Annotated in this window: 21 protein-coding genes and 1 pseudogene; 10 read left to right on the forward strand and 12 right to left on the reverse strand. The window is 69.9% G+C overall.

Annotated elements, in window-relative coordinates; genetic code table 11:
* Window positions 1–17 precede the first annotated feature (17 nt).
* The 3 genes and pseudogenes from ABID41_RS00940 to ABID41_RS00950 all read right to left on the reverse strand — a co-directional run bounded on the left by ABID41_RS00940 (window position 18) and on the right by ABID41_RS00950 (window position 5186).
* Window positions 18–1330, reverse strand: a pseudogene (locus tag ABID41_RS00940) (flavin-containing monooxygenase).
* Between the two features lie 99 nt (window positions 1331–1429).
* Complete coding sequence (locus tag ABID41_RS00945; protein WP_354296997.1) at window positions 1430–2833, reverse strand: aldehyde dehydrogenase family protein; 1404 nt, start codon at window positions 2831–2833, stop codon at window positions 1430–1432.
* A gap of 73 nt (window positions 2834–2906) precedes the next feature.
* Complete coding sequence (locus tag ABID41_RS00950; protein ID WP_354296999.1) at window positions 2907–5186, reverse strand: NADP-dependent malic enzyme; 2280 nt, start codon at window positions 5184–5186, stop codon at window positions 2907–2909.
* Between the two features lie 287 nt (window positions 5187–5473).
* On the opposite strand from ABID41_RS00950, the gene ABID41_RS00955 reads away from it, so the two are divergent.
* Complete coding sequence (locus ABID41_RS00955) at window positions 5474–5815, forward strand: PilZ domain-containing protein (RefSeq protein ID WP_354297001.1); 342 nt, start codon at window positions 5474–5476, stop codon at window positions 5813–5815.
* Window positions 5816–5840: 25 nt separating this feature from the next.
* Here ABID41_RS00955 and ABID41_RS00960 read toward each other — a convergent pair whose 3' ends face one another.
* From ABID41_RS00960 to ABID41_RS00975, 4 genes are all read right to left on the reverse strand, one after another.
* The gene (locus ABID41_RS00960) at window positions 5841–6092 is read right to left on the reverse strand and encodes a DUF1272 domain-containing protein (protein ID WP_354297003.1); all 252 of its coding nucleotides are present in this window, start codon (window positions 6090–6092) and stop codon (window positions 5841–5843) included.
* Window positions 6093–6302: 210 nt separating this feature from the next.
* The gene (locus ABID41_RS00965) at window positions 6303–6554 is read right to left on the reverse strand and encodes a hypothetical protein (RefSeq protein WP_354297005.1); all 252 of its coding nucleotides are present in this window, start codon (window positions 6552–6554) and stop codon (window positions 6303–6305) included.
* 48 nt (window positions 6555–6602) lie between these two features.
* On the reverse strand, window positions 6603–9122 hold the full coding sequence (locus tag ABID41_RS00970) for an ABC transporter permease (protein ID WP_354297007.1): 2520 nt from the start codon (window positions 9120–9122) through the stop codon (window positions 6603–6605).
* The gene (locus ABID41_RS00975) at window positions 9119–9787 is read right to left on the reverse strand and encodes an ABC transporter ATP-binding protein (protein WP_354297009.1); all 669 of its coding nucleotides are present in this window, start codon (window positions 9785–9787) and stop codon (window positions 9119–9121) included. The genes ABID41_RS00970 and ABID41_RS00975 overlap by 4 nt, the downstream gene beginning before the upstream one ends.
* Window positions 9788–9840: 53 nt before the next feature.
* Between ABID41_RS00975 and ABID41_RS00980 the strand changes: the two genes are divergently transcribed.
* Window positions 9841–10482 carry an arylesterase gene (locus ABID41_RS00980; protein WP_354297011.1) on the forward strand — a complete coding sequence of 214 codons (642 nt, stop codon included), beginning with the start codon at window positions 9841–9843 and terminating at the stop codon, window positions 10480–10482.
* Window positions 10483–10502: 20 nt separating this feature from the next.
* On the opposite strand, the gene ABID41_RS00985 is transcribed toward ABID41_RS00980, so the two are convergent.
* From ABID41_RS00985 to ABID41_RS00995, 3 genes are read right to left on the reverse strand one after another with little or no spacing between them, the layout of a single operon-like run.
* Complete coding sequence (locus ABID41_RS00985) at window positions 10503–11324, reverse strand: GIN domain-containing protein (RefSeq protein WP_331930019.1); 822 nt, start codon at window positions 11322–11324, stop codon at window positions 10503–10505.
* Complete coding sequence (locus ABID41_RS00990) at window positions 11321–11905, reverse strand: DUF1700 domain-containing protein (RefSeq protein ID WP_354297014.1); 585 nt, start codon at window positions 11903–11905, stop codon at window positions 11321–11323. The genes ABID41_RS00985 and ABID41_RS00990 overlap by 4 nt, the downstream gene beginning before the upstream one ends.
* Window positions 11902–12228, reverse strand: coding sequence for a PadR family transcriptional regulator (locus ABID41_RS00995; protein ID WP_331930023.1), 327 nt, complete (start codon window positions 12226–12228; stop codon window positions 11902–11904). Before ABID41_RS00995 ends, ABID41_RS00990 begins: the two co-directional genes overlap by 4 nt.
* A 120-nt stretch (window positions 12229–12348) precedes the next feature.
* Here ABID41_RS00995 and ABID41_RS01000 point away from each other — a divergent pair, with 120 nt between their 5' ends.
* The gene (locus ABID41_RS01000) at window positions 12349–13155 is read left to right on the forward strand and encodes a peptidylprolyl isomerase (protein WP_331930025.1); all 807 of its coding nucleotides are present in this window, start codon (window positions 12349–12351) and stop codon (window positions 13153–13155) included.
* A gap of 37 nt (window positions 13156–13192) precedes the next feature.
* On the forward strand, window positions 13193–13543 hold the full coding sequence (locus ABID41_RS01005) for a hypothetical protein (protein WP_331930027.1): 351 nt from the start codon (window positions 13193–13195) through the stop codon (window positions 13541–13543).
* Here ABID41_RS01005 and ABID41_RS01010 read toward each other — a convergent pair.
* Window positions 13540–14805 carry an MFS transporter gene (locus ABID41_RS01010; RefSeq protein WP_354297018.1) on the reverse strand — a complete coding sequence of 422 codons (1266 nt, stop codon included), beginning with the start codon at window positions 14803–14805 and terminating at the stop codon, window positions 13540–13542. The genes ABID41_RS01005 and ABID41_RS01010 overlap by 4 nt on opposite strands.
* A 67-nt stretch (window positions 14806–14872) precedes the next feature.
* On the opposite strand from ABID41_RS01010, the gene ABID41_RS01015 reads away from it, so the two are divergent.
* From ABID41_RS01015 to ABID41_RS01025, 3 genes are all read left to right on the forward strand, one after another.
* A complete protein-coding gene (locus tag ABID41_RS01015; RefSeq protein WP_331932179.1) occupies window positions 14873–15454 on the forward strand; it encodes a TetR/AcrR family transcriptional regulator in 582 nt (193 codons plus the stop codon).
* A gap of 173 nt (window positions 15455–15627) precedes the next feature.
* The gene (locus ABID41_RS01020) at window positions 15628–16194 is read left to right on the forward strand and encodes a TetR/AcrR family transcriptional regulator (RefSeq protein WP_331932180.1); all 567 of its coding nucleotides are present in this window, start codon (window positions 15628–15630) and stop codon (window positions 16192–16194) included.
* Window positions 16195–16312: 118 nt separating this feature from the next.
* Window positions 16313–17044, forward strand: coding sequence for an SDR family NAD(P)-dependent oxidoreductase (locus ABID41_RS01025; protein WP_331932181.1), 732 nt, complete (start codon window positions 16313–16315; stop codon window positions 17042–17044).
* A gap of 49 nt (window positions 17045–17093) precedes the next feature.
* On the opposite strand, the gene ABID41_RS01030 is transcribed toward ABID41_RS01025, so the two are convergent.
* Window positions 17094–18740: an amidohydrolase gene (locus tag ABID41_RS01030; RefSeq protein ID WP_354297021.1), complete on the reverse strand. Its 1647-nt coding sequence runs from the start codon at window positions 18738–18740 to the stop codon at window positions 17094–17096.
* Between the two features lie 119 nt (window positions 18741–18859).
* On the opposite strand from ABID41_RS01030, the gene ABID41_RS01035 reads away from it, so the two are divergent.
* The 3 genes from ABID41_RS01035 (at window position 18860) to ABID41_RS01045 (ending at window position 22277) form a co-directional block, all read left to right on the forward strand.
* Window positions 18860–20488, forward strand: a complete 1629-nt coding sequence (locus ABID41_RS01035; protein ID WP_331930771.1) for a hypothetical protein — start codon at window positions 18860–18862, stop codon at window positions 20486–20488.
* A 120-nt stretch (window positions 20489–20608) separates the two neighbouring features.
* Window positions 20609–21253 carry a DUF47 domain-containing protein gene (locus ABID41_RS01040; protein ID WP_331930773.1) on the forward strand — a complete coding sequence of 215 codons (645 nt, stop codon included), beginning with the start codon at window positions 20609–20611 and terminating at the stop codon, window positions 21251–21253.
* A gap of 4 nt (window positions 21254–21257) precedes the next feature.
* On the forward strand, window positions 21258–22277 hold the full coding sequence (locus ABID41_RS01045) for an inorganic phosphate transporter (RefSeq protein WP_331930775.1): 1020 nt from the start codon (window positions 21258–21260) through the stop codon (window positions 22275–22277).
* Window positions 22278–22315: the final 38 nt, after the last annotated feature.

Below are 22315 nucleotides of genomic sequence, written 5' to 3' on the forward strand. Positions count from 1 at the left end.
CTGCTTCCGTCAGGCGGTCACTCCGCCGCCGCCAGCCGTCCGGTTTCGGCGCGAGCGGGGATCGGCAGCGCGTCGCCGGCGGACTTGGCGCGGCCTTCGCCGGCGCGGATCTCGCGCAGCAGGTCGTGGACATAGACGCCGAAGTCGACCTGGATCGTGTGGCGGGCGGCGGCGGACGATAGCGGCCGGTGAGATAGGCGCCGACCAGCTTGGCCTGCTGCTCGGCGAAGTTCACCAGGGTCGGCAGCGGCTGGGCCAGGCCCATGAAGAAGAGGTTCGGGACGTCCGGCCGCATCATCCGCTTGAACAGCGGGAAACGGTTCTCGGCGTCCGGAAGCAGGTCGGGGTCGTCGAAGAACGGGAAGCTGATCCGGTAGCCGGTGGCGTAGACGATGGCGTCGACATCCTCGACGCTGCCGTCCTCGAAGCGGACCTGTCGGCCCATGAGCTGGGCGATGTTCGGTTTGAACTTCACATCGCCGCAGCCAGCCCTCGTCAGGAACTCGCCCGACACCGACGGGTGGGCCTCCAGCGGCTCGTGGTCGGGCTTCGGCAGGCCATAGTCCTCCATGCGCCCGATGGCGCGCTTAATCTTCTTGCGGGCCAGGGAGAGGCCGAGCTTGCGGGGCATCCAGTGCGGCATGGAGGCTTTGTCGGCGACGTGGCCGTCGATGTACTTCGGCAGCACCCAGACGCCCCGGCGCGCGGCGACCCAGAGGTTTCGGGCGATCGGGCGCTGCGAGAGCTCGGAGGCGATGTCCATCGCCGAATTGCCCATGCCGACCACGACGATGTTCTTGCCGCGCATGTCCACCGGGTCGAACGGCCCGCGATAGTCGTGGGCATGGAAGGCCGGCCCGTCGAAGGTTCCGGGATATTCGGGGCTGCGGGCGTCCCAATGGTGGCCGTTGCAGACCAGCAGCACATCATAGAGTCGCGTCTCGCCGGTCGAGAGAGTGACCGTCCAAAGGCCGTCGGCGGTGCGCTCGGCCCGCTCGACCTTGGTGTTGAAGGTGATCAGGGGGCGCAGGCCGAAGTGGTCCACATAGTCGTGGAAGTACTTCAGGAGCTGGGCGTGGTGGGGGAAGTCCGGCCAGTCGGCCGGGACTGGATAGTCCTCGAAGGCCAGCCGCCACTTGGAGGTGTCGATGTGGAGACTCTGGTAGCAGGCCGACAGGCCGTTCGGGTTCTTGAAGTACCAGTTGCCGCCGATGTCGTCCGACATCTCGAAGCAGTCGAACGGAACGCCCAGGTCCTGCAGCCGCTTGGCGGTGGTGAAACCGGAACAGCCGGCCCCGACGATGCAGGCCTTGGGCAGGTTGCTGGCCATGGGTTCCTCCTCAACGCCTGGTCTTGCGCCAGATCGAGGAGGAGGATGTACCCTGCAAAAGGCCGATGAAAGACCGACGTTACGGAAGGCTCCGCGGCGTCAGCGGGCCATGTTGATGACGTGGACCTGGGTGAATTCGGCCAGACCCTCCTCGCCGAGCTCGGTCCCCAGGCCTGATGCCTTGGCGCCGCCGAACGGCAGGTTCGGGGCGAGCTCGGCGTGCTTGTTGATCCAGACCGTACCGGTGTCCATGCGCCCGGCGAGCTCGTAGGCCTTGTCGAGGTCCTTCGACCAGATGGAGCCGCCCAGGCCGTAGTCGGAGGCGTTGGCGCGGCGCAGGGCGTCCTCGGCGTCCTTGAACTTGATCAGCGGCAGGACGGGGCCGAACTGCTCCTCGTCGACCAGGCGCGAGCCGTCGGTGATGTCGCGGACGATGGTCGGGCGGATGAAGTAGCCCTTGCCTGGCGCGCGCTCGCCGCCGGCGATGACCTTGCCGTCCTTGCGGCCTTCCTCGATGAAGCCGAGCACCTTCTCGTATTGGGCCTTGTTCTGCAGCGGGCCGAACTGGGTCCCCTGCTCCAGGCCGTCGCCGACGACCGCCGCCTCGGCCAGCTTGGCGAGTTCGGCGCACATGGCGTCGTAGATGCTCTCGTGCACATAGACCCGCTTCATGGCGATGCAGACCTGGCCGGAGTTCTGGAAGGCCGCGCCGAAGATCTTGGGCGCGGTCTCGACCGGATCGACGTCGCCGAGCACGATGCCGGCGTCGTTGCCGCCCAGTTCCAGGGTGATGCGCTTGAGCGCGTCGGCCGCCCCGGCCATCACCTTGCGCCCGGTCTCGGTGGAGCCGGTGAAGGATATCTTGCGGATGTCCGGATGCTTGGTGAGCTCGCCGCCCAGGTCGTTGGCGTCGGCGATGACGTTGAGAACGCCGGCCGGCAGCAGGTCTTTCACCAGTTCGGCGATCTTCAGGGTGGCCAGAGGCGTGGTGGCCGCGGGCTTCAGCACCACGGTGTTGCCGGCCAGCAGGGCCGCCGGAACCTTGAAGGCCATCAGGATCAGCGGGAAGTTCCAGGGGACGATCGCGCCGACCACGCCGAGGGGACGGCGGCGCAGCTCGACCTTCTTCTGCGGGCTGTCCTCGAGGATCTTGGTCGGCAGGTCGATGTTCGAGAAATAGCGGAAGAAGGCCGAGGCGCCGTAGGCCTCCCCGATGGCGTCCTGCAGCGGCTTGCCCTGCTCTTGGGTCAGGATGCGGCCGATCTCGGCGGCGTTGGCCTGGATGACGTCGGCCATGGCGGCGAGCGCGGCGCGGCGCTCCGCGATGGGGCGGGCGCTCCAGGCCGGGAACGCCGCCTTGGCGGCGGCCACGGCCTCGTCGAGCTGGGCCTTCGAGGCCCGCGCGCATTGGGCGACGAGCCCCTCCGTCGCCGGATTGACGACATCCATCAGGCTGTCGCCGTCCACGAGGCGCCCCCCGATCAGCAGCTTGAACGGACCCATGACGCTTCTCCCTTTGGCCTCGCCCCCTGGATGTGGCGATCGGTCGGCGGAAGAAAAGCCTGGCGCCGTTACGTCAGGCAACGGCTCCTGCGTGGGTTCCGGCCGCCTGGCTGGCCACAAGGGCTGTCATGTTGACGATCCCGCGGACGGTAGCGGCCGGGCTGAGCACGTGCAGCGGCTTGGAGAGGCCCAGCAGCATCGGCCCCACCTCGACCGCCTCGGTGGCGGCGCTGAGCAGGGTGAGCGCGATGTTGGCCGCATCCAGCGAGGGCGCGATCAGCAGGTTGGCGTCGCCCGAGAAGGCGCCGCCGGAGATGTAGCGGCCGCGGACCTGCTCGGAGAGGGCCGCATCGCCGTGCATCTCGCCGTCCACGTCGAGGCCGGGCGCCGCTTCGTGGATGATGGCCAGGGCCTGGCGCATCTTGCGGGCCGAGGGCGAGTTCGAGGAGCCGAAGCTGGAGTGCGAGAGCAGCGCCACCTTCGGGGTGACGCCGAAGCCGCGCACCGCCTCGGCCGCCAGGATGGTCGCCTCGGCGATCTGCTCAGCGGTGGGATCGACGTTGACGTGGGTGTCGCAGAAGAACAGCGCGCCCTTGGGCAGGATCACGCAGGACAAGGCCGACGCGCGCGAGACCCCCGGCCGCAGCGGCACCACCGGCAGGGCGTAGGTGAAGTGGCGCCACCAGTCGCCGCTGCCGCCCACCAGGGCCCCGTCGACCAGGCCGCGGCGAAGCAGCATGGAGGCGCCCACGGTCGGACGGTTGGTGACCCGCCGGCTGGCCGCGGCCGCCGGCACGCCGCGACGCTCGACGATGGCGCGGTATTCGGCGGCGATGTCCTCGATCAGATCGTTCTCCGGATCGAAGATCTCCATGTCGCGGTCGATGACGAGGCGAAGACCGAGCTCGCGTATCTTAGCCTCGATGACGTGGCGGCGGCCGACCAGCACAGGCCGGGCGAGCTGTTCGTCGGCGACGGTCTGGACCGCCCGCAGGACCCGCTCGTCCTCGCCCTCGGCATAGGCGATGCGGCGCTTGCAGTCGCGGGCCTGGGCGAAGACCGGGCGCATGAGTTGGCCCGAACGATAGACGTAGCCTTCGAGCTCGGTGCGGTAGGCGTCGAAGTCGGCGATCGGCCGGCGGGCGACGCCGGAGTCCATGGCCGCCTTGGCGACGGCCGGCGCGATCTCGAGGATCAGGCGCGGATCGAAGGGCTTGGGGATCACATAGTCGCGGCCGAACAGCGGAGCCTGGCCGGCATAGGCGCTGGCGACGACCTCGCTGGCCTCGACGCGGGCGAGTTCGGCGATAGCCTCGGCGGCGGCCTTCTTCATGGCCTCGTTGATCTCGGTTGCGCCGACGTCGAGGGCGCCGCGGAAGATGAACGGGAAGCAGAGGACGTTGTTGACCTGGTTCGGATAGTCCGAGCGGCCGGTGGCGACGATGGCGTCGGGCCGGGCGGCCAGGACGTCCTCGGGCCGGATCTCCGGCTCCGGATTGGCCAGGGCCAGGATCATCGGGTTCTTGGCCAGCAGCGGCAGCCACTCGGGCTTGAACACCCGGGGGGCCGAGAGGCCCAGGAAGATGTCCGCGCCCGACAGCACCTCCGGCAGGGTCTGGGCGTTGGTGTCGCGCGCATAGCGGGCGAGCTCCGGCGTCAGGTCGCCGCGATCCTTGCGGACCACGCCGTTGATGTCGGTCAGGGTGACGTTGTCGGCGGGCAGGCCCATGCTGACCAGCAGATCGACGCAGGCGAGCGCCGCGGCGCCGGCGCCGGAGGTGACGAGCTTCACCTCGCCGAGCGACTTGCCCTGGATCGTCAGGGCGTTGCGGACCGCGGCGGCGCAGACGATGGCCGTGCCGTGCTGGTCGTCATGGAAGACCGGAATGTTCATCCGCGCGCGCAACTGGCGCTCGATGGTGAAGCATTCGGGGGCCTTGATGTCCTCGAGGTTGATGCCGCCGAAGGTCGGTTCGAGGGCCGCGACCACCTCTACGAAGCGGGCCGGGTCGGAGGCGTCGACCTCCAGGTCGAAGACGTCGATACCGGCGAACTTCTTGAAGAGGACGGCCTTGCCTTCCATCACGGGCTTGGAGGCCAGTGGCCCGATGTTGCCGAGCCCCAGGACCGCGGTGCCGTTGGTGATGACGGCGACGAGGTTGCCGCGGGCCGTGAGCCGTTCGGCCCAGGCCGCATCCTCGACGATGGCGTTGCAGGCCGCAGCGACGCCGGGCGAATAGGCCAGGGCCAGGTCCCGCTGAGTCGCCATCGGCTTGGTGGGTTCGACGCTGAGCTTCCCGGGGCGTCCAAGCTGGTGATAGGCGAGCGCAGCGCGCCGCAGGGCGTCGTCCAAAGCCGGTATCCTTCCGTACTGCAACACTAGGCGGCGACTTCGCTCGCCGCGCGAGCCTTCCGATACGACGGCGGGGAACGTCGATTCTACCCCTCGCCGTGGAAATCTCTGAGGAATGGCCCTTCGGCCACGGTTCACGCCGCGTACTTCTCCGCCGCCGCCGACCGTTTTTCAGCGCCGCGACGACACGCCGCGTTTCGCATATCAGCGTTTTATGGCTTTGGATGTCCTTGGCCGGACGCTATAGTTAAGCCTGTTTTAAAGCGTTCGCCCCTAAGGATCCCGCTGTGACCGAGCCCGACTATTCCGATCGCAGAGAACACCCTCGCGAACCGACCAACCTGCGCGCCAGAGTGTTCTATGGCCAGGGCATGGCCCACTGGGCCGATTGCACCATCGTGGACCTGAGCAAGGGCGGCGCGCGCCTGCAGATTTCCTCGATCTATCCCCTGCCCTCGCGCTTCGTGCTGCTGCAACTGCTCGGCGGTGTCGTCTACGACGTGCGCGTGCGCTGGCGGCGGGGCGACATGACCGGCGTATCCTTCGATGCGCGCACCGAGATCGAGGGCAGCTCCGAAGAGCGCCTGGCCGGCGTGCAGAAGGCCTGGCTGGCTCTGCGGGCGGCCTAAGCTCCTTCCCTTGCGGGGAGGCTCGTCAGTCAGCTTCCCCAATCGGGGAGCATCCAGGGACCACACGCTCCGATGACGCCGGGTAGCGGGCTAGAAGGCTCGCGGGCCTGATCGGGCGCGGCGCGAAGCCGCCGCCGCAGTTGGGGCAGGCGCCCTGCAGGACGCCTTCGGCGCAGGCGGCGCAGAAGGTGCATTCGAAGCTGCAGATACGGGCGTCGCCAGCGGCGGGCGGCAGGTCCTTGCCACAGCATTCGCAGTTCGGCTTGAGCAAGAGCATGGCGCGTCCTCCGTGCGCCGGAGGCTAAGGCGTCGGCCGGTCCGGTCAAAGGACCAAGTTCCCACGAAAAGCGACAATTGGCGCCGCAATTGCATGGCCTTAGGCGAAGGATCTCACTTCGGGACGCGGCGCCGGAAAACCGGCGAATAAGGGCTGTTCGTTGAGGTGACTAAGGCCGCCCGCCCCACGGGCGGCCTCCTTTTTCGCCCCTCAGGCGTCCAGCGTGCGGCCAGTATGGGCCACATGGAAATCGCCGCTGACCGACAGCACGATCCAGTCGCCGGAATGGGCGATGCACCACCCTTGCGGCGTGCAGACCTGGACTGCGCCGGCCTCAGTCATGGCGTGCGCATCGTCGCCAAGCCAAGCCCAGAGCTTGTGCCAGTTACGGGTGTCGTTGGGCGGCGGAACGCGAAGCGCAGCGCCGTGATCAAAGGCGGGGTTGGAGCGGGCGGACCTCATCGACGGGAAGTACGCCGTTGCGTCGGTAACCGTATCCTTAATGCGGATTCACTCTGTTCGAAGGGCGGCCGCAGGTCGCTTGGCGAGGGCGTGCAGGGTGGCGAAAAGTCCGCCGAGACCGGCCAGCAGCGCTGCTCCGAAGACCAACAGAAACACGCCCGACCAGTCCACCGCCCACTGCGCCTTGAAGATCTGGGTGACCACCGGCCAGGCGGCCAGACAGCCGAGGCCGACACCGGTGACGCCGGCGATCAGGCCGACCGCGCCGTACTCCAGGACATAGGCGCCCAGCACCTGCAGCCGGGTAGCGCCCAGCACCTTGAGGATCGAGGCCTCGCGGGTGCGCGCCTGGGCGCGGGCGGCGATGGCGCCGGTCAGGACCAGCAGGCCGGCCAGGGCCGCCACCGCGGCGGCGGCGCGGATCGCCAGGGCCAGCCGGTCGAAGAGATCGGTGGCCGCCTCCAACTGCTCGCGCACCGAGATCACGTTCACCTCCGGGAAATCGCGGCCGAGGGCGCGGGTGACGCGGGCCTCCTGGGCGCGGTCGGCCTTGGCGATGGCGACGTGGCGCAGGTCCGCTCCCTCCAGAGAGGCTGGGGTAAGGATCAGGGGGAAGCTCGGCCCGAAGCCGCCGACGTCCACCTTGCGCAGGACGGCGAGCTTCGCCTCGATCTCGCGGCCGAGCACCGAGAGGGTGACGTCGTCGCCGAGCCCCAGTCCGGCGGCCCTGGCGGCCTCGACCTCCATGGCGAGCAGGGGCGGGCCGCGATAGTCGGCCGGCCACCACTCGCCCTCGACGATGTCGGCGCCGCGCGGCTTAGCGCCGATGGCGGAGATGGAGACGTCGTTGTCGAAGGCCCAGCGCTGGCGTTCGGGGATGGATTTGCGGTCCACCGGACGGTCCTTGATGCGGACGATGCGGCCGGTGAGGAACGGGGCGCGCAGATAGTTGCCGGCGGTCAGGGGCTGACCGAAGGCGGCGGCCACCGCCTGGTCGAAGCGGGCGGCTTCCGCGCCGGGGATCTCGGTGAAGACTATGGCCGGGGCGGTGCGGGGCGCGACCTCGGCGACCTGACGCAGCAGGCTCGACTGGATCAGCACGACGGCGGCCAGCAGTCCGACGCCGAGGCCGATGGCCGGGGCGGCGGTGCGGGCGGCTGAGCGTGGCCCTGCGAGGTTGGCCAGGCCCATGCGGACCATGCCGCGCGCGCCGCCTCGCAGCCGGCCGGCCAGGCGCGTCGCCAGCCGCCCCAGCCACCAGAGCAGCAGGAACGACACGGCCACGCCGCCGATCATCAGGCCGGCGGCCAGCGGAGTCGGGGCGGTCAGGACCGAAAGGACCGCCAGCCCCAGGGCGGCCAAGGCGGCGGCGATGGTCTCGCCGCTCCAGGCCAGGCGCGCGCCGACGTCGCGGCGGAAGAGACTGGCCGGCGGGGTGGCGCGGGCCCGGGCCAGGGGCGCCAGGGAGAAGGCCGCCGCCGACAGCAGGCCAAAGGCGGCGGCGCGCAGCAGCGGCTCCGGATAGACCGCGAACAGGGCCGGCACGGTGAGGTCCTTCGGGATCAGGCCGGCGAGCACGAACGGCGCGGCCGCGCCCAGCGCCACGCCGACGGCGACGCCCAGCAGCGCCAGGACCCCGATCTGGGCGAGATAGAGGTTGCGGATGAAGTCGCCCTCGGCGCCCAGGGCCTTCAGCACCGCGATCGAGGGCTTGCGCTCTTCAAGGAAGGCCGAGACCGCCCCGAAGACGCCGAGGCCACCTGCCACCAGGGAGGCGAGACCAATGAAGCCGAGGAAGTATTCGAGCTGGTCGATCAGCCAGCTCACGCCGGGCGTGGCGTCCTGGCGGTCGCGCATCCGCACGGTGCGGTCCTTGATCGTCTTGCGCATGGCCTTGCGGGCCTCCACCGGGGAGACGCCCTGCGGCAGGGCGATCCTGGCGGTTTCCAGGAACGGCAGGCCGGGCTGGAGGAAACCGCCCCTCTCCACCGCCTGGCGCTGAACCAGGACCCGCGGGCCGAGGGCGAAGCCACGCGACAGGCGATCGGGCTCCTGCACCAACACGCCGCGGATCTCCACCGGCAGCTCGCCGACCAGAATGCGGTCGCCGACGTGAAGGGCCAGGCGCTCCAGCAGCACCCGCTCGATGACCGCGCCGGCGGCGCCATCGGCCGCAGGACGGATCGCCTGCTGCAGGTCGCCGCCGCTCTCAAGCGTGACTGCGCCTGCGAGAGGATAGGCGGCGCTGACCCCCCGCAGCTCCACCAGCCGGCGCTCGCCGGACGGGGCCTCGGCCATGGCGCGGCTGCCGACCGCCCATGAGACGCGCCCCGCCCGCTCGATGGCCGCGCGCTCGGCCGGGGTGAAGCGCCGCTGGTCGACGGTGACCGCCAGGTCGCCGCCGAGGATCTCGCGGGCTTGCGAGGCCAGGCCCTGCCGGAACGCCTCGGCGGTCGAGCCGGCCGCGGCGATGGCGGCGACGCCCAGCGCCAGGCAGGCCAGGAAGATCCGAAAACCCTTGACGCCCGAGCGCAGCTCACGGGCCGCAAAGCGCAGGGCGAGGTTCATGTGTGGCCGCCGGCGAGGCGCACCTGGCGGTCGGCGCGACCGGCCAGCGCCGGGTCGTGGGTGACGAGCACCATGGCCGCCCCCTCCTCCGCCACCAGGCCGAAGAGCAGGTCGGCGACCCTGGCGGCGTTGGACGCGTCGAGATTGCCGGTGGGCTCGTCGGCGAACAGCAGGGCCGGCCGCGGGGCGAGCGCACGCGCCAGGGCCACGCGCTGCTGCTCGCCGCCGGAAAGCTGATGCGGATAGTGCCGCTGGCGGGCCGAAAGCCCGACGCGGTCGAGCCAGGCGCGCGCCGTCGCCTCGGCATTGGCCAGGCCGGCGATCTCCATGGGCGCGGCGACGTTCTCCAGGGCGGTCATGTTGGGCAAGAGGTGGAAGGCCTGGAAGACCAGGGAGACCTTGCCCCGCCGCAGCCGGGCGCGGCCATCCTCGTCCAGCCGCGCCAGTTCCCGGCCCAGCAGCTCGACGCTGCCGGCGGTGGGCTGTTCCAGGCCGGCGGCCACGGCGATCAGGCTGGACTTGCCAGAGCCCGAGGGACCAGTGATGGCGATGCGCTCGCGGGGCGCCACCGAAAAGCTCAAGTCCTTGAGGATCTCCACGGGGCCGGCGGCCGACGGCAGGGTCAGGGAGACGTTTCTCAGGACGAGCGGCGGCGTGTCGGACAAGGCGGCCTCGGGCGGTTGAGCTTGGCGGGCTAGAGCCTAGATAGGACAGCAGAATGCGCGAGACACCCATACCGTCCCCGACACGCCGAATTCTGCTGGCCGGCGCCCTGGCGGCGATCCCGCTGCCGAGCCTGGCCCAGGCCCGCCCGGTGATCACCATGCTGGGGGATTCGATCACCGCCGGGTTTGGCCTGCCGGCGAGCGCGGCCCTGCCCGCGCAACTTCAGGCGCAGCTTCGGCGGCTCGGCTCTGCGGCGCTGGTGCGCGGCGCCGGGGTTTCCGGCGACACCACGGCCGGCGGCCTGGCGCGGGTCGACTTCAGCGTCCAGCGCGACACCACGCTCTGCGTCGTCGCTCTGGGCGGCAACGACCTTTTGCAGGGGATCGACCCCAGACGCAGCCAGGCCAATCTGGACAAGATCGTCGCTCGCCTGAAAGCACGCAAAATCAAGGTTCTGCTGGCAGGTCTTAACCCACCGACGGTGATCGGCCGCGGCTATGCCCGCGAGTTCCAGGCGATCTTCCCGGCCGTGGCCAAGGCTCATCGCGTGCCGCTCTATCCGAACCTGCTGGCCGGCGTGGGACAGACGCCGCGCCTGAACCAGCGGGACGGCTTTCACCCCAACAGCCAAGGCGTCACGGTCATCGCCCGAGGGCTGGCGCCGGTGGTCCTGAAGGCGCTGGGGCGGGGTTAGGCGCGGCCGATTTCCGACCGCTACGCCTTGCGGGCTTCCTCCTCCTCCGCGTCGGAGGGGCTGCTGGCGCGGCTGCCGTCCTCGAAGATGATCGAGCCGGCGCCGGTGACGTCGGTTTCGAGGCGCTTGGGGTGAGTGACCAGCCGCACGGAGGCCGAACCGGAGATGTCGAGGTTGGCCGCCTCGCGCGGGGCGATGACCGCTTCGGCCGCACCGGAGACCTTGGCCCTGGCCGCGTCGTTGACCAGGTCGGCGAGGTCGGCCTCGCCCGAGCCGGAAAGGTCGAGCACCAGTTCCCGGGCCTGGCCGCTGGCCAGGACCTCGGCCGAACCGCTGGCCGAGATGGACAGCCGCCCCTGCTTGAAGTCGCGGATCTCCAGGCGGTTGTCGCCGCCGATCTCGAACTCGGTGATCGCGGGGGCGGCGATGGCGATGCGCAGGCGGACATATTCCGGCGGCGACTTGGCGAGGCTGAGCCGGCCGCCCGAGAGGCGCACCTGATCGACCAGCTCCTTCGGCCCGGTGATGGTGACCTTGCCCGGCCCGGCGGCGGCCTGGACGAACTCGATGCTGGCCGGCACGTCGAAGATCGCGCGGGTCGAGCCGTCCCAGGTCAGTTCGCGGGTCGCCTCGTTGGCCTCCTGGCGCTTGGGCGAGGAGGGGGGCCCCCAGTCGCGGTCGCGGCGGCCTCGCTCGAAATGACGGCCGTCGTGGTCGTGCCAGGCGAACCACTCCCAATGACGGCTGGCGAGTTCCGGCCCACCGAGGGCGGCCGCGCCGCCGAGGGCCGCGGCGCCGACGAAGAGGCCGGCCACGGCGATGAGGAGGAGGACGCGGATCATGGGGTCGCTCCTTGGGCGGAGACAGGTTCGATGGCCGGCTTCAGCAGCCGGTAGTGAAGGCGCCCGTACCAGACGAGGGCATTGACCATGCCGATGACCACGATGGTCAGGATGGCCCCGACCGAGGCCGACAGGGCCATCAGGCCGATGCCGCCCAGCAGGGCCGCGGCCGGCCCGCCCGGTGGATCCAGGAACGGCCCGGCCGCGAACATGAAGCCGCCGCCGAGGAACACCGCCCCGACCGCGACGATCAGGCCGAAGAGCACGCTGGCGACGGTCATGAGGATCGGCAGCAGGATCAGCAGGTCGATGGCGCCGAGGCCGAGAACGGCGAAGACGGCGCTGACGGCGGAGGTCGGGTTGCGCTGCTCCTCCCATTTCTTCAGGCCGATCTCGGCGCGCAGCTCGCGGGCGAGGCGGGTCGGATCGCCAAGCGCAGCGGCCACCTCCTCTTCGGTGCGACTGGCCGCGACGCCTTCGGCGAAGTGAGCCTCATAGTCGGCGACGGCTTCGGCGATCGCCACTGCAGGCAGGCCCGACAGGCCGAGCCGCAATCGGTCGATGAAGGCCTGACGGTTCATTCGGCGTCTCCCAGAATGCTCTCGACAGCCCGAGAAAAGGCTGCCCATTCCGCCTTTTGTGCGGAGAAGCTAACCCTCCCCGCCTCCGTAAGCTTGTAGTACTTGCGCGGCGGTCCGGCGGGGCTCTCGACCAGATAGGTCTCGACCAGCCCATCGCTCTGCATCCGCCGCATCAACGGATAGATCGTCCCCTCGCCCATATCGATCCCCTCGGCCAACTGGCTCGCGATCTCGTAGGCGTAGCTGTCGTGTCGGGAGAGCAAGGCGAGCACGCAGAGCTCGAGCACTCCCTTCTTCAGTTGGACCTGTACGGTTTCGACCACGGCGAGCCTCCAGTTCGAGGTATCTTGTATCGCGTAGTAGTGGTTATAGCAAGGTAGCTTGCATTACATCTTAGCAAGCTTTGCTGGCCGCCATCGGCGGGTTTCCTTCATATTCCTCGCATGATCCGGACGATCGCCATCACCGCCGCCCTCCTCGCCGCAGCTCCAGCCCAGGCCGCCGACTGGCGAACACTCGATCCCGACGACACCTTGGTCATCGACACCTCCAAGGGCCGGATCGTGGTCGAGATGGCGCCGCAGGTCGCGCCCAAGGCGGTGGAGCGGGTCAAGCTCCTGACCAGGGAAGGCGTCTATGACGGCCTGCTGTTCCATCGGGTCATCGAGAACTTCGTCGACCAGACGGGCAACCCCAACAACCGCGACGGCGGGGTCTCGGTTCATCCGGACCTGCCACCGGAATTCACATTTCGGCTGAAGCCGGAGGACGGGGCGAAGATGGTCGTCCGCGCGACCGACAGGGTGGCGGGGTTTCTGGGCTCCCTGCCGATTGAGGGCGCCTCCGACCTGGAGGCCCAGAACGCGGCGGGCGGCGGTCGCAGGGCCTGGGGCGCCTACTGCCCCGGTGTGGCCGGCATGGGCCGGCAGGCGGCCGAGGACACGGCCAACTCCGAGATCTTCTTCATGCGCGCGGCGAGCCGGCGGCTCGACCGGGACTACACGCCCTGGGGCCGGGCGGTGATCGGGCTGGACGTCATCCGCGCCATGACGGTGGGCGAGCCGCCGGCGCAGCCGGACCGGATGATCCGCGTGCGGGTCGCCGCCGACCTTCCGCCGGCCGAGCGCCCGAAGGTCGAGGTGATGAACGAGCGCGGCGAGGCCTTCGCGGCCCTGGCCGCCCGGGTTCGCCAGGAGAAGGGCGCGGACTTCTCAATCTGCGATATTGATCTTCCCGCAAGGATGAACTGAGGTTGCATCCGCACCTGAAATCGCTCGGGAGATCCTCATGAAAAGCCTGATGATCGGCCTTCTGGCCGCAGCAAGCCTCGCCCCTGCGGCCGTCGCTCAGACCGGGAACACGCCGCTGGGCGTTACTCGCGAACAGCTCGAGGACGCCGACCTGCTCGACGCCAGCGGCCGCGAGATCGGCGAGGTCGAGAACCTGATCGTCGGGACGGACGGCATGGTCACCGGGGTCATCGTCGAGATCGACCAGCGCGATCCCTTGCCCGACCGCCGGGTGCAATTGCCGCTGGCCGGCCTGAAGGCCGTGCCCGAGCGCGGCGAGCCGGACGACTTCGACGTCCAGACCCAGCAAACGCGCGAGCAACTGCTGGCCTTGCCGGAAGCGCGCTAGGCGAATGCCGGCTCGGCCGCGCCTCGGCGGATCATGATCGAGGCGACCGCTGCGACGAGGCCGGCCAGGCCCGCCAGGACGAAGGCTTCCAGGTAGCGCCCCTGGCTCGCGCGGATGACGCCGGCAGTGATCGCGGCCGTCGCCGCGCCCGCCTGGTGGCCTGCGGCGATCCAGCCGAAGACGATGGGCCCGTCGCGGTCGCCAAAGGCCTCTGTGGCCAGCCTGACAGTCGGCGGCACGGTGGCGATCCAGTCCAGGCCGTAGAAGACGGCGAAGGCGCTGAGCGCCAGGAACGAGAAATCGGTGAACGGCAGGGCCATCAGCGAGAGGCCGCGTAGCCCGTAATAGACGAAGAGCAGCTTGCGCGGGTCGTAGCGGTCGGTGAGCCAGCCCGAAGCGGTGGTGCCGATCAGATCGAAGATCCCCATCAGCGCCAGGAGGCCGGCGGCGCGGGTCTCGGGCAGGCCGTAGTCGGCGCACATGGCGATCATGTGCACGCCCACCAGGCCGTTGGTGGTCAGGCCGCAGACGAAGAAGCCGGCGAACAGCAGCCAGAAGGTGCGCGTGCGCGCCGCCCGGAAGAGCGCGCCGAACGCGCCGCGCAGGGCTCCTGCCCCGCCGGCCTGCGGGGCCTGATAGTCGGCGGGCGCGCCATAGGGCTTCTGGCCGATGGCGGCAGGCGTCTCGGGCAGCAGGAACCAGACGACGGGGACCAGGAGCGCCATCACCGCGGCGACCGCCAGCACCACCGGGCGCCAGCCGCCGGCCTCGGCCAGGGCGGCCATGCCCGGCAGGAAGATCAGCGAGCCGGTGGCCGTAGAAGCGCTGAGCAGCCCCATCATCAGGCCGCGACGCTCGACGAACCAGCGATTCACGACGGTCGCGCCCAGCACCATGGCCACCGCGCCGGAGCCGACGCCGGTCATCACGCCCCAGGTCGCCACGTACTGCCAGGGCTCGCTCATCAGCGAGGAGAGCGCCGTCGAGGCCGCCATCGTCACCAGGGCCAGGGTGACGGTGCGGCGCACGCCGAAGGACTGCATCAGGGCCGCGGCGAACGGACCGGTCAGGCCATAGAGGAAGATGCCCACCGCCGCGGCCGCCGAGATCGCGCCTCTGTCCCAGCCGAAGGCCCGCTCCAGCGGTAGCATCAGCACGCCGGGCGCCGAACGCAGGCCTGCGGCGGCCATCAGGGCGGCGAACACCACGCCCGCGGCGACGAACGCGTATTTCTGGCCAAAGGGACGGGCCGGGGCTATCATAATGTTACTGACCTGTAAGTTTCGCACTTTGTATACGTACCGGTCAGTTACATCGTCAAGCGAAGTCATGAGCCAGCCGAAACCCACGCCCCCGCGCGCCGCCGACAAGATCTTCGAAACCGCCCGTGACCTCTTCTATCGCGAGGGCATCCGCGCGGTGGGCGTCGATGAGATCGTCGCCAGGGCCGGGGTGACCAAGCCGAGCCTCTACCGGACCTTCAAGTCCAAGGACGAGCTGGCCGCGGCGGTCATGCGCCGGGCCGCCGATGGCTTCTGGGACTATTTCGAAGCCGCCGCGAAACAGCATCCGGGCGACCCGCGGGCGCAGATCCTGACTTTCTGCGACGAACTGGCCGTCCGCGCGCGCAAGGACGGCTACCGCGGCTGCCCGCTGACCAACGCGGTGGTCGAGTATCCCGAGCACGGCCACCCGGCGCGGACCGAAGCCCAGAACCACAAGGCCGAACTGCGGACCCGCCTGCGGGCCATGGCCGCAGAGATGGGCGCTGCGGACGCGCAAGGCCTCGGCGACGCCCTGCTGCTGCTGATCGAAGGCGCCTACATCTCGACCCAGCTCTTCGACGAGGACCGGCCGTCGAATGGCCTCGCTGCGGCGGCCGAGCGGCTGATCTCGGCGTATGCGGGCTAGGCGTTAGACGCCCGCGCTGGGGCAGCCGATAGCCGAGACCGCCTGAGGCGGCCCCCTCCGTCTCGCCTTCGGGCCATTTCCCCGGCGCGGGAGAATCTGGGCACGCGCCTCTCTTCCTTCATTTCTTGAGAGGGATACTTGACTGATCGTTCCAGTATCTCCATCTGACTTTTATGGCCAGGCCCAAGACATTCGACCGGGATGACGCGCTCGACGCCGCGATCGGGGTGTTTCGCGAGCATGGGTTCGAGGGGACCTCGGCCCAGATGCTGGTGGGCGCGATGCAGATCGGCCGCCAGAGCCTGTACGACACCTTCGGCGACAAATGGCGGCTCTATTGCGAGGCGGTCGAGCGGTACACGCAGCGCGAGGCGCTGGCGCATCGCGAGGCGCTGAACCACGGGCCGAAGGCCATCGACGGGCTGAACGCCGCGATCGCCCGGGTGGTCGAGCAAGCCGGTCAGGCTTGCCTGGGCGTCGGGTCGGTCTGCGAATTCGGACGCGCCCACGACGATCTCAGCCGGCTGCATCAGAGCGCCGACCGCGCCCTCTCCTCGGCCTTCGCCGAGCAGATCGCGCGGGCGCAGGCGCAGGGCAACGTGGCCGCTTCCATCGTTCCGGAAGAGGCCGCAGGCTTCCTGCTGGCGAATATCGCCGGCATCCGGATCGCGGCGCGGGCCGGGGCCGGGCGCGACCAGCTTCGAGCACTGGGAGAGCTGGCGATCAGGGCGCTTCGATGAGGCGTCTTTTGCTCAATTTTGGATCGATCATTCCGCAATCTGAATGACCGATGACGGCCGGCGCGGAGGGCGCAACGGCCGCAAAATTCTGGAATAATCAGTCAAGAAGGAAGCAAGCATGCGTGAGAATCTCGAAGGCAAGGCGGCGATCGTGTTCGGCGGATCGCGGGGCATCGGTGCGGCGATCGCCGTGCGACTGGCCCAGGAAGGCGCGGACGTGGCGTTGACCTATGTGTCGTCCCCCGACAGAGCGGCGGCGACCGCCAAGTTGATCGAGGCCGAGGGGCGGACCGCCCTGCCCCTGCACGCCGACAGCGCCGATGCGGACGCCGTACAGGCCGCCGCGCGCCAGGCGGCCGAACGCCTCGGGCGCCTGGACATCGCAGTGATCAACGCCGGCGTGCTGGCTCTGGGCGCGATCGAGGACGCGAGCCTGGCGGACCTGGACCGCAGCCTGGAGATCAACCTGCGGGGCGTGTTCCTGGCGATCCAGGCGGCGCAGAAGCACATGGGCGCGGGCGGGCGGATCATCACCATCGGCAGCAATACGGCCAATCGCGCGGTCGCCGGTTCGAGCATCTACGGCATGACCAAATCGGCGGTCGGGGCGCTGGTGCGCTCGGCGGCGCTCGACCTCGCGCCGCGAGGGATCACGGTCAACAACGTCCAACCCGGCCCGATCCGCACCGACATGACCCGAGAGGCGATCGACTGGCTGGTCCCGCGCATTCCGCTGGGCCGGGTCGGGGAGCCGGAAGAGGTCGGCGGGCTGGTGGCCTATCTGGCGCGGCCGGAGACCGGGTACATGACCGGGGCGAGCATCACGGTGGATGGCGGGATGTCGCTTTAGCTCCGCCGGGATGACACGTTGGGCGATCCATCAGAGGAGGAGGATCTGCCTACTTCCTTGCCTCGTAGACCACCTTGCCGCCGACGATGGTCATGACCGCGTGGGCCTTGGCGATGTCGGCGAAGGGGGCGGTCATCAGGTCGACGGAGAAGACCGAGATGTCGGCGGGGCGGCCGGGGGCCAACTGGCCAAGCTCGGCCTCACGGAAAGCGGCGTAGGCCGGGCCGGTGGTGAACATCGCCAGGGCCTGGGCGCGGGTGACGGCCTCATCCAGGCCCCAGTCGGCTCCGGCGTTGCCGGCCAGGTCGTGGCGGTAGGCGGCGGCGTAGAACTCCACCAGCGGATCGCCCTTCTCCACCGGGGCGTCGGAGCCGCCGGCGATGACCGCGCCGGTCTTCAGCAGGCTTTCCCAGGCATAGGCGCCCTTGAGGCGGTCCTCTCCCAGACGCGCAGGGGCGAAGTAGAGGTCGCCGATGGCGTGGGACGGCTGCATGGAGGCCACGACGCCCATCCGGGCGAAGCGCGGCAAGTCTTCGGGGGCGAGGATCTGGGCGTGCTCCACCCGCCAGCGGGCGGCCTTCAGGGAGGCGGGGTCATCGGCGAAGGCCTGCTGGTAGGCGTCCAGGACGATGCGGTTTCCGCGGTCCCCGATGGCGTGGATCGCGACCTGGGCGCCGGAGGCCCGCGCCTTGGCCAGCGCCGCGTCGATCTGCGCGCGCGGGGTGAGGATGAGGCCGGTTCCCTCGGCGTCCGAATAGGGAGCCAGCAGCGCGGCGCCGCGCGAGCCCAAGGCGCCGTCCATGTACATCTTCACGCCGCGCACGCGCACCAGGCCGGTCGGATCCTGCGAGGGGCCGGCTGAGAGCACCTGCGCGCCGTCCTCGGGGCGGAGGTAGTTGTCGATACGGACGGACAGCTTGCCGGCCGCAGCGAGCGCCTTCTGGTCCGCGACCTCGGCGGCCTCGACGCTCATGTTGTGCAGGCCGGTCCAGCCGCGCGAGGCGTAGAGGTCGGCGCCGCGCCGCACGGCCTCGGCGCGCTGGGCGGGCGTGGGCGGCGGGATCTTGCCCGCGACCAGGTCCATGGCGTTGTCGATCAACATGCCGGTCGGCTGGCCCGACGCGTCCTTGAGGATCTGGCCGCCTGAGGGCGCCTCCGTCCCGGCCGTCAAGCCAGCCAGGGCCAGCATCTTCGAATTGGCCACCAGGGCGTGGCCGTCGGCGCGGGTGAGCGCGACGGGCCGGTCGGGCACGGCGGCGTCGAGGTCGGCGCGGGTCGGGAAGCGCTTTTCGGGCCAGTGGGTCTCGATCCAGCCGCGGCCGGAGATCGGCTCGGTTCCCGGATGCTCGGCCGCCCAGGTCTTGAGCCGCTCGGTGAGCGCCGCGGCCGAGGGCGTGCCCTCCAGGCTGAGGGTCATCTCGCGGAAGCCGACGCCGGAGAGGTGCGCGTGAGCGTCCACGAAGCCCGGAAAGGCGGCCGCGCCGGCCAGGTCGACGTCCTGAGCGCCGGGAACGGCGGCCCGCGCCTGGGCCAGGGGACCCGCGAAGGCGACCTTGCCGTCCTTGACGGCCAGGGCCTCGACCTTGGCGGTCCCGGTGTAGATCGGGCCGCCGTGGATCAGCAGCTCCTGGGCGGCCGCCTGTCCGGCCACGAAGGCGGCCGCCGAAAGGGTCAGCCATTTCAAGGATGCGCGCATGGTCCCCCCGAGTCGCAAGGTCGGCCTATGATCAGGGCTGAGCTGCCATAGGCAATGGCCGGCGCGCGCCAGGCTCCGGAATCGCGGCAAGCTTGGCCGTAAGCGTCGGAGGAACGGCCATGGGGCTGGCTGGGCGCGTCATGCTGGGCCTGGCGGCGGCCGCCGCGGGCCTGCTGGCGCTGATCTATGTGAATGCAGCGTTCGGGGCGCTGCCGGTCTATGTGGGCGCGGAAAGCGCGCACCTTATCTCGGCGCTCTACGGACCGGCGGCCGCCAAGGCGCAACTAGGGCTCGGGGCGCCGGACGACCCGGCCTTTTCGCTGATCATTCGTGGGCTGACCTATCTGACCCAGAGCCTCATGCCCTGGCTGCGGCTGCTGGGCGGAGCGGCCTATGTCGGCGGACTGCTGCTGGTCTTCCAGGCGGTGCGGCGAAACCTGGCGCCGGAAGTGGCCTTGGGGTTCCTGGCCCTGGCGCTGGTCTATCCCTACCACCGGTTCGCCTTCGCCGCCCTGCCCGAGGGGTGGTGCGTGGCGGCGCTGGGCGCGGCCGTGCTGCTGACCGCGCGAACCTACTTGGGGCAGCCTCTGATCCACGGCCTGGCTGCGGGCGCCCTGGTGGCGGTGCTGACCCTGCTGAAGCCGCAGGGACTGGCGGTCGGAGGTGCGTTCGTGGTCCTGGCGGCCTGCGACCTGGCGTTCGGGCGCAGGAACTGGGCGGTGTTCGCCGGCAGGCTGCTGACGCTGGGGGCGAGCTTCCTGGTGGCGGTCAACGGCCTGCGACTTCTGGCTGGAGGCGAGGTGGCCGCGCCGTTCAGCTTCTATCTGGCCGATCACTATCGCCCGCTGCTGGAGGGCGCCGTCCCGCCCGCTGGCTGGATCGCGGCGGCCCGGGGCCTGGCGGCGATGATCTCGGGCGCGGTCCTGCTGGCGGCCGTGCCGGCGGTCACCGGCCTTCTGCGGATCGAACTGCGCTGGCTGTGGACGCGCGGGCGCGCGAGATTCGCGCTGGAGCCGCAGGAGACGGTCTTCCTGCTCGCCCTCCTCTGCCTCGCCCTGACCATCCTGCTGACCGCCGTGCTGGCGAGCGGCGGCGCGCCCGACAGGGTCTGGGGCCGGCAGTTCGAGGCGCTGATTCCGGTGCTGTGGCTGGCGGCCGCGCCGTTCATCGTCGAGTTCGAGAAGGGCGGCGGGCCATGGTGGCGGCGCGCCGTGGCCACCGGCCCGCTGATCGGGCTGGCGGGACTGGCGATCTGCCTGCTGGACGGGGCCAAGGCGTTGCCGCGGGACGCCGCAATGCTGGGAGCGTTCGGCGCCGACCCTATCCCCTATTTCGCGGCAGCCGGCGCCGTGGTCGTCGCAGGCGCGCTGGCGATCCTGGCGACGCGCTGGCCGGTGTGGAGGGTCTGGCTGGCGGTGCTCATCGCCCTGGCGGCAATCTCCACCACGGCGGACCTTGCCTGGCGGAAAGGCCAGGACGGGCGGCGGGCGCAGATGGCCGCCGAGCTCTCGGCGGCCGACGCCCTGGTCTCCCCGCGACCCGGCGAAGTGGCCGTGATGGCGGCCGATCCGCTGGAGGGACGCCTCGCCTATCTGCGGCTGCGGGCGAGACCAAGCGCGGTGGTAAGCGACAACGGCGACGATCGCCTGGCGGCCGCCGACACCCTGGTGATGGTGGGCGATGGGGCTCCACAAGGCGGTTGGAGGGTGGTCTTCCGAGGTGAAACCGTCACAATCTTCACACGCTAGGCGGGCAGGCGGCGCCACCGCGCCGTCTCGCCCTCTTGGGTCTGGCCAAGGAAGCGGCTAAGGAGCGCGCCAAGAGCATCGCGCCGCCGTCGGTCGCGATACGAAGGACACGGACGGAAGATGCTGAGCTGGTTCCAGGCGCTTATGCCTAAGGAATTGAAATTCTTCGAGCTTTTTAGCGCCCATGCCGAGACTTTGGTGCAGGGCGCCACGGCTCTGCGCGAGGTGCTGCAGGGCGGGGACGATGTGCCGGCGGCCTGCGCCAGGGTGGTCGCCTACGAAGATGCAGCCGACGCGATCACGCGAGACGTGCTGCTGAACGTTCGCCGGAGCTTCATCACCCCTTTTGATCGCAGCGACATCCAGGACCTGATCACCTCGCTGGATGACGCCATCGACCAGATGCACAAGACGGTGAAGGTGGTCAGCCTGTTCGAGCTGCGCGAATTCGAAGACCCGATGCGGGAAATGGCCGACATCATCGTCGAGGCCGCCCTGCTGACCCGCGAGGCCGTCGGCCTGCTGAGCGGCATGCGCCAGAACGCGACACGGCTGAACCAGCTCACCGAACAGATCACCCATATCGAGGACCGCTCCGACGCGATCTACGACGCCGGCCGCAAGGCGCTGTTCCTGGCGCACCGGCACGGCGACGCCATGGCCTTCGTGGTCGGAGTGGACGTCTACAGCCATCTGGAGAAGGTGATGGACCGGTTCGAGGACGTGGCGAACCGGATCAGCGGCATCGTCATCGAGCAGGTCTGACCCCGTGGAGATCCTGGCAGGCTACGGGCCGCTGCTGATTATCCTGATCGCCGTCGCCCTGGCGTTCGACTTCCTGAACGGCCTGCACGACGCGGCCAACTCCATCGCCACGATCGTGGCGACCCGGGTGCTGCCGCCGTTCGCGGCGGTGGCCTGGGCTGCGTTCTTCAACTTCATCGCCTTCCTGTTCTTCGGCCTGCACGTGGCCAAGACCATCGGCGCCGGCCTGGTCATGCCCGAGCTGATCAGCGACGGGCTGATCTTCTCGGCGCTGATCGGAGCGATCGCCTGGAACCTCATCACCTGGTGGGCGGCGCTGCCCTCCTCCTCCTCGCACGCCCTGATCGGCGGGCTGGTGGGCGCGGGGGTGGCCAAGGCCGGGATGGACGCGATCATCTGGGGCGGGCTGAACAAGACGCTGGTGGCGATCGTGCTGTCACCGGCGACGGGCTTCGTGCTGGCCCTGATGCTGATGCTGATCGTCTCCTGGGCGTTCGTGCGGTTCACGCCATTCGCCGTGGACGGGGTGTTCCGAAAGTTGCAGTTCGTCTCGGCCTCGCTCTATTCGCTGGGCCACGGGGGCAACGACGCCCAGAAGACCATGGGCATCATCGCCGCCCTGCTGATCGCGCACGGGATGGGGCCGAGTTCGGGCGAGTTCGCCGTGCCGCTGTGGGTGGTGCTGTCCTGCCAGGGCGCGATGGGCCTGGGCACGCTGCTGGGCGGCTGGCGGATCGTGCACACCATGGGCTCGCGCATCACCCGCCTGACGCCGATGCAAGGCTTCTGCGCCGAGACCGGCGGGGCGATCACCCTGTTCGCCGCCACCAGCCTGGGCGTGCCGGTCTCGACCACCCACACCATCACCGGCGCCATCGTCGGGGTGGGCTCGGCCAAGCGGGTCTCGGCCGTACGCTGGGGCGTGGCCAAGGACATCGTGACCGCCTGGGTCATCACCCTGCCGGCCGCAGCGGTGATCAGCGGCGTGACCTACTGGGCGCTCGGGCGGCTGATGGAGGGGTGAGGCGGTCGCGACCTCCCCCTAACGGGAGGGAGAAGTCG

The organism is Phenylobacterium koreense (assembly GCF_040545335.1).
In the GTDB taxonomy this organism is placed as follows: domain Bacteria; phylum Pseudomonadota; class Alphaproteobacteria; order Caulobacterales; family Caulobacteraceae; genus Phenylobacterium; species Phenylobacterium koreense.

Bases quoted from the DNA above. Each gene is read 5' to 3' on its own strand.
- ABID41_RS00980 (WP_354297011.1), top strand. From the start codon at position 9,841: ATGCGCGAGACACCCATACCGTCCCCGACACGCCGAATTCTGCTGGCC.
- ABID41_RS01010 (WP_354297018.1), bottom strand. From the start codon at position 14,805: ATGATAGCCCCGGCCCGTCCCTTTGGCCAGAAATACGCGTTCGTCGCC.
- ABID41_RS00990 (WP_354297014.1), bottom strand. From the start codon at position 11,905: ATGAACCGTCAGGCCTTCATCGACCGATTGCGGCTCGGCCTGTCGGGC.
- ABID41_RS01005 (WP_331930027.1), top strand. From the start codon at position 13,193: ATGAAAAGCCTGATGATCGGCCTTCTGGCCGCAGCAAGCCTCGCCCCT.
- ABID41_RS01015 (WP_331932179.1), top strand. From the start codon at position 14,873: ATGAGCCAGCCGAAACCCACGCCCCCGCGCGCCGCCGACAAGATCTTC.
- ABID41_RS01020 (WP_331932180.1), top strand. From the start codon at position 15,628: ATGGCCAGGCCCAAGACATTCGACCGGGATGACGCGCTCGACGCCGCG.
- ABID41_RS00945 (WP_354296997.1), bottom strand. From the start codon at position 2,833: ATGGGTCCGTTCAAGCTGCTGATCGGGGGGCGCCTCGTGGACGGCGAC.
- ABID41_RS00965 (WP_354297005.1), bottom strand. From the start codon at position 6,554: ATGAGGTCCGCCCGCTCCAACCCCGCCTTTGATCACGGCGCTGCGCTT.
- ABID41_RS01000 (WP_331930025.1), top strand. From the start codon at position 12,349: ATGATCCGGACGATCGCCATCACCGCCGCCCTCCTCGCCGCAGCTCCA.
- ABID41_RS01040 (WP_331930773.1), top strand. From the start codon at position 20,609: ATGCTGAGCTGGTTCCAGGCGCTTATGCCTAAGGAATTGAAATTCTTC.
- ABID41_RS01025 (WP_331932181.1), top strand. From the start codon at position 16,313: ATGCGTGAGAATCTCGAAGGCAAGGCGGCGATCGTGTTCGGCGGATCG.
- ABID41_RS00960 (WP_354297003.1), bottom strand. From the start codon at position 6,092: ATGCTCTTGCTCAAGCCGAACTGCGAATGCTGTGGCAAGGACCTGCCG.
- ABID41_RS01030 (WP_354297021.1), bottom strand. From the start codon at position 18,740: ATGCGCGCATCCTTGAAATGGCTGACCCTTTCGGCGGCCGCCTTCGTG.
- ABID41_RS00970 (WP_354297007.1), bottom strand. From the start codon at position 9,122: ATGAACCTCGCCCTGCGCTTTGCGGCCCGTGAGCTGCGCTCGGGCGTC.
- ABID41_RS01035 (WP_331930771.1), top strand. From the start codon at position 18,860: ATGGGGCTGGCTGGGCGCGTCATGCTGGGCCTGGCGGCGGCCGCCGCG.
- ABID41_RS00985 (WP_331930019.1), bottom strand. From the start codon at position 11,324: ATGATCCGCGTCCTCCTCCTCATCGCCGTGGCCGGCCTCTTCGTCGGC.